The following is a 14,441-nucleotide window of genomic DNA, read 5'->3' as shown; positions in this document are numbered from 1 at the left end:
GAGCAGGCTCGCTCCTACAGGGGAACGCATTCCAATGTGGGAGCGAGCCTGCTCGCGAAGGCCGCGACGCGGTCTCTCAGCCCGGCGCCCGCTCATTGGCAAACATGCTCACCGCCTGCACCGCTTCACTGGCGCCGTCGCGGATCTGCAGAATCACGCTGCCGGCCTGATCCGCCAGTTCAACGCCTTGCGCCGCCCGCCCGCGAGTGCCTTCCATGCTCTTGATCGCCTGACGGGTTTCGCTCTGGATCAGGCCGATCATGTTGGAAATCTCCGCCGTCGAGCCGCTGGTACGCGCCGCCAGTTGCCGCACTTCGTCCGCTACAACGGCGAACCCCCGCCCCTGATCCCCGGCGCGCGCCGCTTCAATCGCCGCGTTGAGCGCCAGCAGATTGGTCTGGTCGGCAATCGCACGGATGGTGTTGACGATCGCGGTGATCTGCTCCGAACGCTCGCCAAGTTGCGCGATCAACGTAGAAGATTGTGCGATATCGTCAGCGATTTCGCGCATCTCACTGGCCGCCTGCTGGATCACCTGAGTGCCTTGCTCGGCGACTTTCCGGGTTTCCACGGAGATGTGATAAGCAGCGCTGGCGCTGCGCGCATCGTGCTCGTGCTGCTCGACACGGGCGGTGACGTCCGTGGCGAATTTCACCACTTTGCACAACCGCCCGGCAGCGTCGTATACCGGGTTGTAGTTGGCCTCCAGCCACACACTCTGGCCGCGCTTGTCGACGCGTTCGAACTGACCCTGAAACAGCTCACCCTGATTCAACCGCCGCCAGAAATCCTCATAAGCGCTGCTGTTGACCAGCTCCGCGCGGCAGAACAAGCGGTGATGTTTACCCTTCAGTTCAGCGAGCGTGTAACCCATGCGCGTCAGAAAATTCTGGTTGGCGGTGAGAATGCCGCCGTTGAGGTCGAATTCGATCACCGCCATCGCCCGGTCGATCGCCTGCAGCTTGGCATTGGCCTCGCTTTCCTGCTGAACCTTGGTCGTCACGTCCATGGCGAACTTGACCACTTTGACCACGCGTCCCGACGCATCCTTGATCGGGTTGTAATTGGCTTCCAGCCAGACCGGCTGGCCCTGGCTGTTGATCCGCTCGAAGGTGCCAGACTGGAACTGGCCGTTTTTCAGGCGCGACCACAGTTCAGTATATTGCGCGCTGCGGCCAAACTCCGGGGTACAGAACAAGCGATGCGGCTGGCCGATCACCTGTTCGGCGCGGTAGCCCATGGTTTTGAGGAAGTTGTCATTGGCCTTTAACACTACGCCTTCAAGGTCGAACTCGATCACCGCCATGGAGCGATTGATCGCTTCAAGCAGGCCGTTCTGTTCGGTGATGGTGTGTTGAAGGTTGTTGAGTTCGGACTGGTGGCGTTTGAAAAACATAGGGGCAGTACCTGGAAGTAGGGAAAGACGAGGTTTGTGTCCCTGTTTCCGCGCTGGCAGAGCAAATGCCGGGTCGGCATTGGTCATTAACTGCAAAGTGCCAGCATCCAGGCTGACGAGCCGATCTTATACAAACTACTTGGAGTTGTACAAGAAATTGCGAATCAGTTTTTTCAAGGCTGAGGGCGGGGGGGGGGCGTCTTCTTAGCTCGGACTGCTCAGCGCAACGCTGATGGTGTTGCGCCCCGTGTGTTTGGCGGTGTACAGCGCCTTATCGGCGTCATCCAGCCAGGCAACCGCGTCGCTGTACGATGGCTGAAAGCGTGCCAGACCGATACTCAGGCTGACGCGCAGCTCTGGTACATCCGGGTGCCGATATTGATCCAGCGCCTGACGCAATCGTTCCATTTGCGCCTCGGCTTTATTGAGTGGCTGGTCGGGCAGGATCAGGCAAAACTCGTCGCCGCCATAACGGCCGGCCCGTTCACCTTCGGCCAGCAGTCCTTTGAGTGCCTGGCTCAGCTCGCGCAGCACGGCGTCGCCAACGATGTGCCCATAGTTGTCGTTGATGGTCTTGAAATGATCGATGTCGATCAGCGCCAGAATGTCCTGGGTGTTGTTATCTCGGCACCGGGTGAAACGCGTATGGAGCAGATCCTTCCAGGCACCGTGATTGAGCAGCCCGGTGAGGCTGTCGGTGCGGCTCAGGTCCCTGAGTGCACGCTTGTGCTGCGCGAGTTTGATCGCCAGTTGGTAACAGACCATGCCCAGGGCCAAGGGGTACAAGGTCAGCATCGGCAGGCAGGCCCAAACCTCGATTTGCGTCATCGTCAGGCTGAACTTGAAGCCGAACAGTAAACAGCCCAGCAGCACGCCGGCGATTTGGGCGAGAGCGCCGAGCAGGAACAGACGTCGTCCACCGGCGGCGACATTGTTCATGGTCATCATCGACAGGATGGTTACCGTGGTCAGCGGATTGAACTGAAAGCACGCGGTCCAGAAGCCGCCGCACAACGAGTCGTACAACAGGTTGCGGCGTTCGGCGTGGTAGGGGAAAGTCGAGCGGGTCGAAAGCTGATAGGCCAGATGCGGCCAGATAAAACCGTTGAACACCAGCAGCGCCCAGAGCCAGGTCGGCATGTGCAACGGATACAGCGCGGCCGCGACGCTGAAAAAGCCGACACCCAGACCGATGATCCTGGGCAGATAAATGCGTCTGGCGAATGACAAGCCTTTGCCGCGTTGATTTTCCATGATGTCCTGCGCCAGATTCATCCTGAAATACTTTGAAGTGTTTTTTCAGGTTGACCGTTCGTCGGTCAATTGTCGGACATTGTCATTTATTCCACCGGGAATAATCAGTGTCCTTCCGAGCCATTTAATCGTGGCGGGGCGCAGGAGAGGGCCGGTTTAGAGCTGGTATCTGGCCAGAAACATCTCCATGGCCGACTCGGCCACGGCTTTTTGCGTGTCTGCATCCAGCGGCGGCAGGCCCATGGAAATCTGCGGCCAGAAACCGAACGACTTCAACAGCCCTTGCACCTGCTGCGCGGCGAATTCTGCGTTCACGGTTTTCAGTCGACCATCCGCCAGCGCCGCGCGAATCCACACCGTCAGGCCTTCTTCGCGCTCGCCCATGCGCGCCACCATGTCCTGCGCGCGCTCCGGGGAATGGATGGTGGCGGCAATCGCCACCCGCGCCAGGCCGAGAAAGTTGTCATCGGCCATCATCTGCAGTTTAGCCAGCAACATGGGCAGCAGTTGCTCGCGTAGCGGCTGTTCAGCGCGATAGGTCACGGCTTGCTCGTCGGTAATCCGTGCCCAGAGTTGGTTGAGAATTTCGGCGAACAACTCTTCCTTGCTGGGGAAGTGGTTGTACACCGTGCGCTTCGACACCGCGGCGGTGGCTGCGATCTTGTCCATGCTGGTGATCTCGAACCCGTTGGCCCGGAATTCGGCAATCGCCGCCTGGATGATGGCTTCGCGTTTGCGGTCGGTGAGGCGCTTCGGAACTGTCATAAGTACGCTTTGGCTAAGAGGGGGTGGAATTACACTTGGCAGTTTACTTGTCATCCAGTTTCATGCAACCTAGAAACTACACCGCCCAGTGTAATGTTGCGTTAATCCGCACAACCTAAAAACCAGACAGTTCGGCTGATGCGTGCGTGCCTTGGCCATTTATCGTCCCACCGTGAAAAACCGTGAATTGCGCGGTTTTTCTGGAGTCTCTCAGTCATGGCCAATCCAGATTTTTCTGCGGATCAAACTTCCACGCCTGAAGCCTCTCGCCAGGATCAAGGGCTGTTCCGTAACCATGCGCCGGTGCAACGCGAAGGTGGGCGCAAGATGCTGCGGATCATGTGGAACATGATCTTCAACAAGCCGCGCAATACCCGACCGGCCGCCGCGATCCCGGTGCAACCGCTGACCCGTGAAGACCTGCTGGCCGCGCCTGACCACAGCGTCTATCGCCTCGGTCACTCGACCCTGCTGCTGAAAATGCGCGGCAAATTCTGGATCACTGACCCGGTCTTCGCCGAGCGCGCCTCGCCGGTGCAATGGGCCGGCCCGAAACGCTTTCACCAGCCGCCGATCAGCATCGACCAGCTGCCACCGATTGAAGCGGTGATCCTGTCGCACAACCACTACGACCACCTCGATTACCAGGCAGTGCTGAAACTGGCGGCCAAGACCAACTACTTCCTGACCCCGCTGGGCGTCGGCGACACCCTGATCAAATGGGGGATCGACGCCAGCAAGGTCCGCCAGTACGACTGGTGGCAGGGCACCGAAATCGCCGGCATCCGCTTCGTTGCCACTCCCTCGCAGCACTTCTCCGGCCGCAGCCTGTTCGACAGCAACAGCACCCTGTGGGCCTCGTGGGTGATGATCGACGGCGACACGCGGATCTTTTTCAGTGGCGACAGCGGCTATTTCGACGGCTTCAAACGCATTGGCGAACAGTACGGCCCGTTCGACCTGACCCTGATGGAAACCGGCGCCTACAACGTCGAATGGCCACACGTGCACATGCAACCCGAAGAAACCCTGCAAGCGCACCTCGACCTCAAGGGCCGCTGGCTATTTCCGATCCACAACGGCACCTTCGACCTGGCGATGCACGCCTGGCATGAACCGTTTGACCGGATTCTGGCGCTGGCGTGGGAGCGTAGTGTTTCGATCACCACGCCACGAATGGGCGAGGCGTTCAACCTGATGCAACCACAGCGCGGGAGTGCGTGGTGGTTGGCGGTTGAAGGGGAGAGTGAAGGGGTGGTGCAGAACGCCTGATGAGTTAAAACCGGTTCGCCTCTATAGAGGCGAACCTTATTTTTCGAGATTGTTTTCCGACATCAAGTCACCATAGCTCACCAACGTGGAAACGTTTATGTCGCGGAATTTCCCCCGGAGAATCTCTTCCAGACTTTCCGGATTCAAACCAAGTCTTTGAGCTACGTCGGCTTTGCTCACGGGAGCTGTTTCTATGAGTGCAGCCAATCGTGTGACATACCGGGCCTTATTTTGCATGTCACCCGTATCCACGCCTTCCAGATCCTTATAAACGCAACCTTTGCTTTCTTCGATTTCACTCAATTTCTACGTCCTTATTCAGCCATCGCATAATCCCCACGCCCCACCGCATCCGATGGCGCGCCCATACTCACACTGCGACCCGGCGCAAATCCGGGAAAGAACACCAACCCCTGCGCCTCAAATCGATAAGCCAACGCCAGCCGCGCCGCATCCGCCACATCTTGCTGCGCTTCAAACCGCTGGATATCGTCCACCGCAACCTCCGCCTCGCGCGACAACTGTTCCACGCTCCAGCCCAGCATCGCTCGGGCCTGGACGCAGTGCGTCGGGGTGAACTGGAAGAGGGCAATGCGTTCGAGGATGTGGTTCATCGCAAGAGAGGCCATGGTGTGCTCCGGGCTCAAGAGTGCTGATTGAAAATGTACTGTGTTTTTGTACAGTTGTTTTTGGCCGAGATCAAACGCATTTTTTGATTTGCCCTAGTTCGCCGCCTCCAACCAGACGGACGGTGCCTGTCCGAGGATGCGCCGGAACATCGTCGAGAACGACGCCGGGCTTTCATAACCGAAGTCCAGGGCGATCCGCGTCACCGCGTCACCGGCCGCCAGACGCGCCAGCGCCAGCACCACGCAAGCCTGTTGCCGCCATTGGCTGAAGCTCAACCCGGTCTGCTGCCGAAACAGTCTGTTGAAGGTGCGCAAGCTTATGTGCAACTGCTCGGCCCAGTGTTGTGGCGACTGATGAGCGTTCGGCTGAAGCAGAAAGGTCTGACACAAAGCCAGTAGTTTTCCGTCAGTCGGCAACGGAATGTGCAAGGGCAGGGGCGCGCTGCGCGCCAGTTCATGCAGCAGCAGATCGATCAGTACACCGTCGCGTCCTTCGAGGTCATAAGTCAGCGGCACTTCCACGGCTTCCATCAACAAGTGCCGCATCAACGGCGAAACGCTGATCACCTGGCAGCGCCCACCCAAGTCCACCGCCCCCGGCTCGATGTACAAACTGCGCGTACTCACGCCGAGCATCAGCACCTCATGCGCCACCCCCGGCGGAATCCACACTGCCCGTTGCGGCGGCACCACCCAGTTACCGTCATGGGTGCAGACCTGCATCACCCCGGTCGCTCCGTACAACAATTGCGCCCGTCGATGCGTATGAAATGGCAACAGATGGCCGTGGGAATAATCCGTACCGATCGCCACCACCGGGCGCGGCGTGTCATCCAGCTGATTGATCGAAACATTGCGCATCGAGCGTTTCCCGGTAGTTGGCGTAAACGCAAACATTATTGGCTGAGTTGCTGAAGCAGGCCAAGCCACGTCGCTCTATCGTCGCCCGCTCGCCACCACCGGAAGACGCGCTATGTTCTACCTCCTGCTGACCCTGTTCGGCTGCCTGACCGGCATCACCGCCGTCCTGTTCGGTTTCGGCGGCGGCTTCGTCGTCGTGCCGCTACTCTATCGCATGCTCAGCGCCAGCCATGGCGCCGACGACCCCATCGGCCAATCGGCCATGCACATTGCCGTCGCCACCTCGACCTGCGTGATGATCGTCAACGCCCTGATCGCCACCGACAAACACCGCCGCGCCGGCAACCTGATCCGCCATTACCTGTGGCCCCTCGGCGGCTTCATCGCCCTCGGCGCGATCATCGGCGCGATCGCCGCGGTGTGGGTCAGCGGCGAGGTCATCCGCTACGCCTTCATCGCCTACCTCGGCGTGACTATCATCGACTGCTTGCTCAGACGCGGCTTCCTCACCCGCAGTGAGGGCGTCGTCCCACGCCGATTGGATCGCAAGGAAATATCCGCCGGTGGTGTAGGCATCGGCGCCATCGCCACGTTCCTCGGCGTAGGAGGAAGCATCATGACCGTGCCGCTCCTGCGCCGCTGCGGACTGAGCATGTCCCAGGCCACGTCCATGGCCAATCCGCTGAGCGTGCCGGTGGCAGTGGCTGGGACGCTGACCTACATGGCACTGGCCGGTTTCAGCGAGACGGATCTGGGCGCGTGGTTTGTCGGGTATGTGGATTTGCTGGCGTTTGCGGTGCTGACGCTGGGGTCGTTGGTCGGGATTCGAATGGCCACGCCGTGGATCGGGCGGATACCGGATCGGGTGCATGCTTGGGTGTACATCGCGCTGCTGATCTTCGTGATGCTGGGCATGCTGCTCAAGTAGAGCCTCGATTCCTGCGCGCATCCTCTGCATACTCCGCAGCCTCATTCATTCAGGGATCGATCCATGCTCAAGGGACTGCTGCGCCTTGCGCCATACGCTGCGGCGCTGTTTACACTTATCTCCACCGCCAATGCCGAAGATGGCCGACGCGTGTTCACCGGTACGCTGGGCAAGATGCCGATTGTGGTGGAGCTCAACACTACGCAGCAGGACGAAGTTACCGGCCGCTACTTCTATGAGAAGTATCACCGGGACCTGGAGCTCAGTGGCTCGCTGCAGGACAGCACGTTGAACCTTGTTGAAGGCAACAACCGCTATGGTGACGACAAACCGTTGCCAACCTTGAAGCTGGAAGAAACTGCCAATGGCTGGCAGGGTGAATGGCAAAGTCCGCAGGGAAAGAAACTGCCGGTTAAACTTGCAGAGGCCAGACTTCCCGCGCCAACGTCCGCAACTTTGCCGTTCATTGCCGCGCTGCCATACGACGAGCCTTACGAGTATCTGCGCCTGCTGGGACTCAAACTGAAACCGGCGAAGAAAGAAAACTTCATGGGCTACGACCTGCAATGGTGGACGGAGCCTGAGACAAAGATCTCGCTGTTCAGCGTGGAGTCCGGACTGTCGAAAGATGATCAGCAACGGGTAAACCAGCAGTTGCTCGGGCGACTCTGGAATGAGGTCATCAGTTACCACAGCTGCCAGCTGCGGGGCGGAGAAAACGTCGAATTCATGCAGCAGGCAGAACCGAAAATGATCTCGCCAGCCGTGGTCAGCCTGAACATCTCCACCAGCTACTACTGCGGCGGCGCGCATCCGGATTTCGGTGATTCCCCGCTCAACATCGACGTGAAAACCGGCCACCCACTGTCGCTTGAAGATGTGCTGTGGGTCGGTGAAGGCAAACCATTGCTACACGCCGAGCGCGACAGCCTGGGCGACAAACCGCTGAGCGAGGCCGAGAGTGACGCGCGTTATCGGTATGTCAGCAAAGAGCTGGTGCCTTGGGTCATCCAGCAATTCACCGCTCTGTACCCCACGGAAATGAAGAAACCGGCGCAAGATGACGACTGTGATTTCACAGATGAAAGCATCTGGGGAACTACGCCGTGGTACTTCACTGATAAGGGCCTCTACTTGGGCGCCTACTTCGCTCGAGTACAACGCTCTTGCGACAGGCCAGACTGGTCGATCCTGCCGTACTCCGTCGTCAACCAACACCCAGGCGCGGTCGAACTTCAACTGCCCAAAGGCTAACCATCACGCCAACCCCGGCGCCTCCCGCACAATAAAGTGATCCAGGTTCTCGATGTTGGCACTGAACACCCCGAACGTCTGTTCGGGGTTCTTCTTGCTCGGCACCTGCTTCAACTCCGGCGTCACGCCATAGAAGAAACAGAACAACTCCTTGTCGCTGTCGATCGCATGCTTGATCTCTTCCAGAAACGCCTTGCGCTTGCGGTAGTTGTCGATCAACTTCTTGCTCAAGTAGACGTTCACCGAATACGGCTTCTTCTTCGCCTCATCCGCCTGTTTGAACCAGACCTTCTGCTCGAAATCAATGCGAAAACTCTGGGTGTAATCCTTGATCTCCTTGATCTTGCCCCAGTAAATCAGCCCTTTATTGTCCATCAGATACTCAATCTTCTTGAAGAACGAGCCATAAGGCGCCGTGTGCTCGCCGATCTTCAACGGCATGCGCTTAAGCAACTCCTTGTCGGCGAAGTTCGACACAAAACACTCCACCGGATGTGCAAACACACTGGTCTTGTCCGGCGCCGTCTCACGCCCCGGCGACTCCCTGGAACTCACCTGCGCCAACCGCACCGGATCATCGCGCAACACATCCGCCGCATCCACTGGCGCAACAGGCTTGCGCACATACTCACGCCGCGTCAGCAACAACTCCGACGGAAAATGCTCCTCCCGCGCGTCATCCACGTCACCATCCGCCGTCTCAACCCCGGACGCTGACGCCTTTAAGCTCACATACGGACAACCCGCCACATGCTGCGTCGCGGGTAGATTCTTAAAGTGCGGTGTACGCACGTAATTCACGTTCTTGGCGTTGAACGTGCCCAACTCGTTGGACGCATCGAACGCCGCACGACAGGCGTCGTTGGGGCACTGGAAATGCTCCTTCGCAGAATCGAACGCCACCGTCTCATCAAAATTGAGATCGCGAACGTCATAGATCGACAACTTGTCGTCGAGACTGAGGCAGTAGGCGAGATCGAATTTCATGGCGGGGCTCGGATCCTTGAGTGGGGGAGGGGTATTAATAGCGGGAGGCGGCGCGGGTTGCACTGATTGTTTTCAGGATGATGCGGAATCTGTGGGAGCCATCCTGCTGACGATTCCAGGCATCAACCAGATTTCAATCCTCACCCCGCCACTGCAGGCAGCACATCACCCCTGTGGCGAGGGAGCTTGCTCCCGCTGGGCTGCGAAGCAGCCCCAAGCATTTTGAGGCACAAAAAAACCGCTGCTTGAACCTCAAACAGCGGATCTTTAAACCATCAGCAACCACGCAACAATCGCGAGGCCCTACGCCACCAGGATTCTTGTCGATTGAACGGATCCTCCGCCAGCAAACAAGGCATATCCCGCAACCGAATCCACGGCTCGTCCTGCCAATGCAAAGTGCTCAGCGACATCTGCGGCCAACTCAAAACACTCAACGTCGGACGCTCAACCGAGCGCGCCGGACGAGCATCACGCAGCGCAGGCACGACCTGATGCGTCAGCCACTCACGAAGCTGCCGATACTCAGGACAGTAGTGATAGATCAGCAGTGCATACACGCCGGACTCACTCACCATCATGTGTTCCTCAGCTTCGCCATAGGTTTCCACGCACATCATCTGACGCTGATCAGCGTCGAGTTTGCGCAACTGGCGTTCATCAAGATGTTTGCCCATCAACCGGCCCAGCTCTTGGACGCAGAACCACGCCTGGTTCTCAACCAGCAGGGCGTGCAGATGGGTTTTGTTGCGGGTGAAACGAGTCGGGAAAAGTGGTTCAGACATGGCATGCCTCCAGACCTGGAAGCACGGGATTCGAACGGTGGGTACAGCGATTCACCTTCATCATGAAGGCTGAGTATTCAGGCATTTCCATTTACCTCTGGCTGCTTTCTTAGGGCATTCGTTAGGGTGTCGGGAGCTAAGAAACCCACCAGAGACGGGCCGGACATATTCCCCTTTCGGGTCTTGTATTCGCCCACTCCCGACATAACGGGACTTTTCGCAGGCGTAGAAAAACCGCAGACGAAAAAAAGCCGCATGACTGTCGGGTGCGGAGGGCCGCTCTGGTTTGTAGAGTTTCTTAGGCTCGGAGCTGAGGGTAGGGGGAACAGGGATGGTCGTCAACCAGCGACTTTTCCTACTTATCGTGAGGTAAAACGAAATCTGGACAATGGCGCAGAGTAAATTATGCTGTGTTTATATCCAGTATTTGGTCGCCGCTGTTCTTCCAATTCACCCAACCCGTGTCGCCATGACTGATCTCACGGATTACGGGAAATTTCATTTACTTTGGAGTTTCTAGGGCTAGAATGGTGACCATTCGTCACAGCTTTGACCCAGAGGAAATTCCGGCTCATGAATCTTTTTGAAACAGCATCTTTTGAATCCTTGAGCGAAACGACCTCGGATTCTTATGAGCCTGATACCCATCCTGTTACCGACCTTGCGTTACTGCACAAGCTGCTGGAGATCTACGACCAAGGGCAGTTGGCCGAAATTCTCAACGATGTGAGCCCGAGTCATTGGTGCCGTGAAACCATCAATCGATGGATCAAGGGCAAGGCTTCGCCGAAGCTTTCCCACATTGAGTTCACTCGCCTCAAGGATCTGCTGCCCAAGCGTTTGAACCACAAACCTTCATTCACCTTTATCGATCTCTTTGCCGGTATCGGCGGTATCAGAAAAGGGTTTGAAGCCATCGGCGGCGAGTGCCTGTTCACGTCCGAATGGAACAAGTACGCGGTCAAGACCTACAAGGCCAACCACTTCTGCGATCCGGCTCGTCACCGCTTCAATCTCGACATCCGCTCGGTCACGCTTTCGGACAAGCCCGAGGTCAGCGACGAAGAAGCGTACAAGAATATTGATCGCGAAATTCCTGATCACGACGTCCTGTTGGCGGGTTTTCCATGCCAGCCGTTCTCGCTTGCGGGTGTTTCCAAGAAGAACTCTCTGGGACGCAAACATGGTTTCGAGTGTGAGACCCAAGGCACTCTGTTTTTCGATGTGGCGCGGATAATTGCCGCGAAACGCCCGGCCGCATTCTTGCTGGAAAACGTGAAAAACCTGAAAAGCCATGACAAGGGCAATACGTTCCGGATCATTTGCGAAGCGCTGGATGAACTGGGCTATGAGGTTGCAGACGTTAACGCACCGAAAGGCTCAGACCCGAAGGTCATTGATGCCAAGCATTTTGTCCCTCAGCATCGTGAGCGAATAGTGCTGGTCGGTTTCCGTCGTGACTTGAATGTTCACCAAGGGTTCACCCTGCGTGACATCAGCAAGCACATACCAAAGCAGCGACCTAGCTTCGGTGATCTGCTCGATAAGGATGTGGACGAAAAATACATCCTTACTCCGAAGCTCTGGGATTACCTCTACCGATATGCCGAGAAACATCGCGAAAAGGGTAATGGTTTTGGCTTTGGTCTTACCCGTCCAAACGATGTTGCTCGTACGCTTTCGGCGAGATATCACAAGGATGGTTCGGAAATCCTGGTTGACCGCGGGTTTGTGGATACCTTGGATTTCAACAGTGAATTGAATCAGCTCAATCGCCCGCGCCGATTGACTCCGCATGAGTGCTCGCGCCTGATGGGTTTTGACAAGCCGGGGGAAAGCAAATTTGTGATTCCTGTCTCCGATACCCAAGCGTATCGGCAGTTTGGTAACTCAGTGGCAGTCCCCGTTTTTGAGGCGGTGGCTCGGTTGATGAAGGAACGCATTTTGGCGGCAAAGGAAAAAACTGCTGACAAGGAGCGACCACAGCTGGAATTTACTCTTCCTGAGTAATCAGTCTTATCGCCTTCGCTCTCGATGATTAGATGCGCAAAGTCCTGACACCAGTTGCAGGGCTTTGGGTCATTGCATTATCCCTCCGTTTGAGGCTTCTCTCGGAAAGGCAATTCTGCGAACCTGTCGGAAACACTTTAATTTCGACTCATCAATTGTTCAGCGGCCTTACCCATGACTAGCTTTTCCCAATGGATTGAAGACAAGAATCGAGACGAATGGTGGATATTCATCAAGCGTCTATCAGCCAATGACACAGGGCTAACGGGGGGCAACGGGGTAGGTATTTATGTGCCCAAAGCTGTTGTAGCGACAGCGCTACCGTCCATTTCAAGCACCTGTTCTCAGAATCCTGATTGCAGTCTGACAGCACGGATCACCTCACACGGTCTTCCAGAGCAAACGCTGAGGGGCATCTACTACAACAATCGTCATTTCGAAGGCCCTGGGTCACGCAACGAACATCGATTGACTAGATGGAATACAGATTTTAGAAACAGTCCTGCCCAAGATCCCGAGAATACTGGTGCCTTAGCAATTTTTGCTTTTCATGTGCCCCATTTGGGCAGAGATTCCGAATTTTTGGATATCTGGATCTGCAAAGGATTGGAGGAGGAGGAGTTCGTCGAGAGCAAGATCGGCGAAGTGATTCCCGGCAGCTCACTTTTTGACAGAGGGGACCGGTTGTTTGCTGGCTTCGCTGCTGGATCAGATAAAGAGCCTAGCCATGTTGTGATTCCTCCACTTTGGGAAGACAGGTTCCCAAGTGGCGAGGAGATTATTGCCTACCTTCCCACGGTTTTTCGTTTCGGCAAGACAACACCCGATGAACTCATCATTGAAAGGCGTGACAGCGAGTACAAACTGTTCCGCCAGATTGAAGAACTCCATATTCTGCACAGAGTTCAACAGGGGTTCGGTTCCGTAGACGAGTTCATGCAGGTGGCGAACTCGGTCAGCAATAGGCGTAAATCGAGGTCTGGAAGATCTTTAGAGATACATCTCGAGCATCTATTTCGACAGTTCGGACTTGAGCAATTTAGTACCCAGTGCAGAACTGAAGGTAACAAGCGGCCAGATTTTATCTTCCCTTCATGTGCTGACTATCATGACCCCGCGTACCCTGAACAGAATCTGCGAATGCTGGCTGTCAAGACAACGTGCAAAGACCGCTGGCGTCAGGTTTTGAATGAAGCCAACAGAGTGGAGCAGATTCACCTTTTTACGCTTCAGGAGGGCGTCTCTCCTCATCAATTCGCAGAGATGAAGGACGCGAACGTAAAGTTAGTGGTTCCTAAGCCACTGCATACGAAATACCCAGATGAGGTGCGTGAAAAGCTTATGACGCTGAATGACTTTATTGTGGAAGCTAAAGATATACGACTACACACCTGATCAATGATGCCTTCGAGGGGGGATAGAGGATGCTCGTTCCGCGTCTCTTCTCGACGCATAAGGTTATTAGCTGAGTCTTGATTGGCAACGAGGTTTCTAGGAGAGTTGGCATGGACATAGTTGACTCGTCAACTCGCTCCAGAATGATGTCCGGTATTCGCGGAAAGAATACCGCCCCGGAAATGCAGGTCAGAAGATTCCTGCATGCGCGAGGTTATCGGTACCGAATCCACCGGAAAGACCTTCCTGGAAAGCCAGATCTTGTACTTTCCCGTCTGAAAGTCTGCATTTTCGTCCATGGATGCTTCTGGCATCGTCATCCGGGGTGCGTTTACGCAACTACTCCGAAAACACGCCATGAATTCTGGGAGGAAAAATTTCAGAAGAATGTAAACAGAGATTTAGCCAACATCGACGCTCTGGAATCTGCCGGCTGGCATGTTCTGATAGTTTGGGAATGCTTTCTCAAGAACGATCCCTATACTTTGGAGGGGTTGGCGGAGAAATTACGCGTTATCGCTCTGGACCAATCAGTTTGATGATGGTGAAGGCGGAGATGGTTGGGTCAGTTCGATGAACATTGGAGGTTATGTAGCTAGAAATCGGCTCGTCCTTGAGCCGGTGCGATTAGCCCTTGGGAGGAAACGGGTCATCGCCGTAGGTGTTGCGCTCTCGAATTTGCCCATTCTGTCCGTGAATGAACATTTCGCTGCCTTGGTTCTTTGCGATCTCGCGCGCGAGCTGAATAGCCTCTGCTTGCGTGTTCACAACTTTTGTTGCTTTCGAGTTGCCCGCGCCTTTGACGGCCCAGTCGTCTCCATGTGGAACTACATGCTGATTTTTCTTGGGCATGATAAAAGTCCTCGCAATGTGGATGTCCAAGCTTTGGCAAAATTGCCTAGCTT

14 protein-coding genes and 2 pseudogenes are annotated in these 14,441 nt (G+C 56.1%); 6 read left to right on the top strand and 10 right to left on the bottom strand.

Annotated elements, in window-relative coordinates; all coding sequences use genetic code 11:
* Window positions 1-76: 76 nt before the first annotated feature.
* The 4 genes and pseudogenes from LOY52_RS27500 to LOY52_RS20090 form a co-directional block, all read right to left on the bottom strand.
* Window positions 77-514: pseudogene (locus LOY52_RS27500) on the bottom strand (methyl-accepting chemotaxis protein); the annotation flags it as partial.
* A gap of 156 nt (window positions 515-670) precedes the next feature.
* Window positions 671-1,306, bottom strand: a pseudogene (locus tag LOY52_RS27495) (PAS domain-containing protein); the annotation flags it as partial.
* A 294-nt stretch (window positions 1,307-1,600) separates the two neighbouring features.
* The gene (locus tag LOY52_RS20095; protein WP_258679947.1) at window positions 1,601-2,650 is read right to left on the bottom strand and encodes a diguanylate cyclase; all 1,050 of its coding nucleotides are present in this window, start codon (window positions 2,648-2,650) and stop codon (window positions 1,601-1,603) included.
* 156 nt (window positions 2,651-2,806) lie between these two features.
* Window positions 2,807-3,415: a TetR/AcrR family transcriptional regulator gene (locus tag LOY52_RS20090; protein ID WP_258675733.1), complete on the bottom strand. Its 609-nt coding sequence runs from the start codon at window positions 3,413-3,415 to the stop codon at window positions 2,807-2,809.
* 216 nt (window positions 3,416-3,631) lie between these two features.
* Here LOY52_RS20090 and LOY52_RS20085 point away from each other — a divergent pair, with 216 nt between their 5' ends.
* Window positions 3,632-4,687 carry an MBL fold metallo-hydrolase gene (locus tag LOY52_RS20085; RefSeq protein WP_258675732.1) on the top strand — a complete coding sequence of 352 codons (1,056 nt, stop codon included), beginning with the start codon at window positions 3,632-3,634 and terminating at the stop codon, window positions 4,685-4,687.
* A gap of 36 nt (window positions 4,688-4,723) precedes the next feature.
* Here LOY52_RS20085 and LOY52_RS20080 read toward each other — a convergent pair whose 3' ends face one another.
* From LOY52_RS20080 to LOY52_RS20070, 3 genes are all read right to left on the bottom strand, one after another.
* Complete coding sequence (locus LOY52_RS20080; protein WP_258675731.1) at window positions 4,724-4,990, bottom strand: helix-turn-helix domain-containing protein; 267 nt, start codon at window positions 4,988-4,990, stop codon at window positions 4,724-4,726.
* An 11-nt stretch (window positions 4,991-5,001) separates the two neighbouring features.
* Entirely contained in the window at window positions 5,002-5,316 is a 315-nt protein-coding gene (locus LOY52_RS20075; protein WP_258675730.1) for an XRE family transcriptional regulator, read from the bottom strand.
* A gap of 93 nt (window positions 5,317-5,409) precedes the next feature.
* Entirely contained in the window at window positions 5,410-6,177 is a 768-nt protein-coding gene (locus tag LOY52_RS20070) for a helix-turn-helix domain-containing protein (RefSeq protein WP_258675729.1), read from the bottom strand.
* 112 nt (window positions 6,178-6,289) lie between these two features.
* On the opposite strand from LOY52_RS20070, the gene LOY52_RS20065 reads away from it, so the two are divergent.
* Together LOY52_RS20065 and LOY52_RS20060 are read left to right on the top strand one after the other, a co-directional pair.
* Window positions 6,290-7,105, top strand: a complete 816-nt coding sequence (locus tag LOY52_RS20065; protein WP_258675728.1) for a sulfite exporter TauE/SafE family protein — start codon at window positions 6,290-6,292, stop codon at window positions 7,103-7,105.
* Window positions 7,106-7,168: 63 nt separating this feature from the next.
* The gene (locus LOY52_RS20060; protein WP_258675727.1) at window positions 7,169-8,359 is read left to right on the top strand and encodes a hypothetical protein; all 1,191 of its coding nucleotides are present in this window, start codon (window positions 7,169-7,171) and stop codon (window positions 8,357-8,359) included.
* Window positions 8,360-8,362: 3 nt separating this feature from the next.
* Here LOY52_RS20060 and LOY52_RS20055 read toward each other — a convergent pair whose 3' ends face one another.
* Both LOY52_RS20055 and LOY52_RS20050 read right to left on the bottom strand, forming a co-directional pair.
* Window positions 8,363-9,346 (bottom strand): hypothetical protein, encoded by a 984-nt coding sequence (locus LOY52_RS20055; RefSeq protein ID WP_258675726.1) that lies wholly within the window; start codon window positions 9,344-9,346, stop codon window positions 8,363-8,365.
* Window positions 9,347-9,621: 275 nt separating this feature from the next.
* On the bottom strand, window positions 9,622-10,131 hold the full coding sequence (locus LOY52_RS20050) for a Bro-N domain-containing protein (RefSeq protein WP_258675725.1): 510 nt from the start codon (window positions 10,129-10,131) through the stop codon (window positions 9,622-9,624).
* Between the two features lie 573 nt (window positions 10,132-10,704).
* On the opposite strand from LOY52_RS20050, the gene dcm reads away from it, so the two are divergent.
* The 3 genes from dcm (at window position 10,705) to LOY52_RS20035 (ending at window position 14,075) form a co-directional block, all read left to right on the top strand.
* Window positions 10,705-12,141, top strand: a complete 1,437-nt coding sequence (gene dcm, locus LOY52_RS20045; RefSeq protein ID WP_258675723.1) for a DNA (cytosine-5-)-methyltransferase — start codon at window positions 10,705-10,707, stop codon at window positions 12,139-12,141.
* 174 nt (window positions 12,142-12,315) lie between these two features.
* Window positions 12,316-13,536, top strand: coding sequence for a type II restriction endonuclease (locus tag LOY52_RS20040; RefSeq protein WP_258675722.1), 1,221 nt, complete (start codon window positions 12,316-12,318; stop codon window positions 13,534-13,536).
* Window positions 13,537-13,646: 110 nt separating this feature from the next.
* Entirely contained in the window at window positions 13,647-14,075 is a 429-nt protein-coding gene (locus LOY52_RS20035) for a very short patch repair endonuclease (protein ID WP_258675721.1), read from the top strand.
* Between the two features lie 88 nt (window positions 14,076-14,163).
* On the opposite strand, the gene LOY52_RS20030 is transcribed toward LOY52_RS20035, so the two are convergent.
* Window positions 14,164-14,388 (bottom strand): DUF2188 domain-containing protein, encoded by a 225-nt coding sequence (locus tag LOY52_RS20030; RefSeq protein WP_258675720.1) that lies wholly within the window; start codon window positions 14,386-14,388, stop codon window positions 14,164-14,166.
* Between the last annotated feature and the right edge of the window lie 53 nt (window positions 14,389-14,441).

The sequence above is a fragment of the Pseudomonas sp. B21-051 genome, assembly GCF_024748795.1.
GTDB lineage: Bacteria > Pseudomonadota > Gammaproteobacteria > Pseudomonadales > Pseudomonadaceae > Aquipseudomonas > Aquipseudomonas putida_A.
Note: the sequence above shows the minus strand (reverse complement) of the source record. Positions and strands in the feature narration are given on the sequence as shown.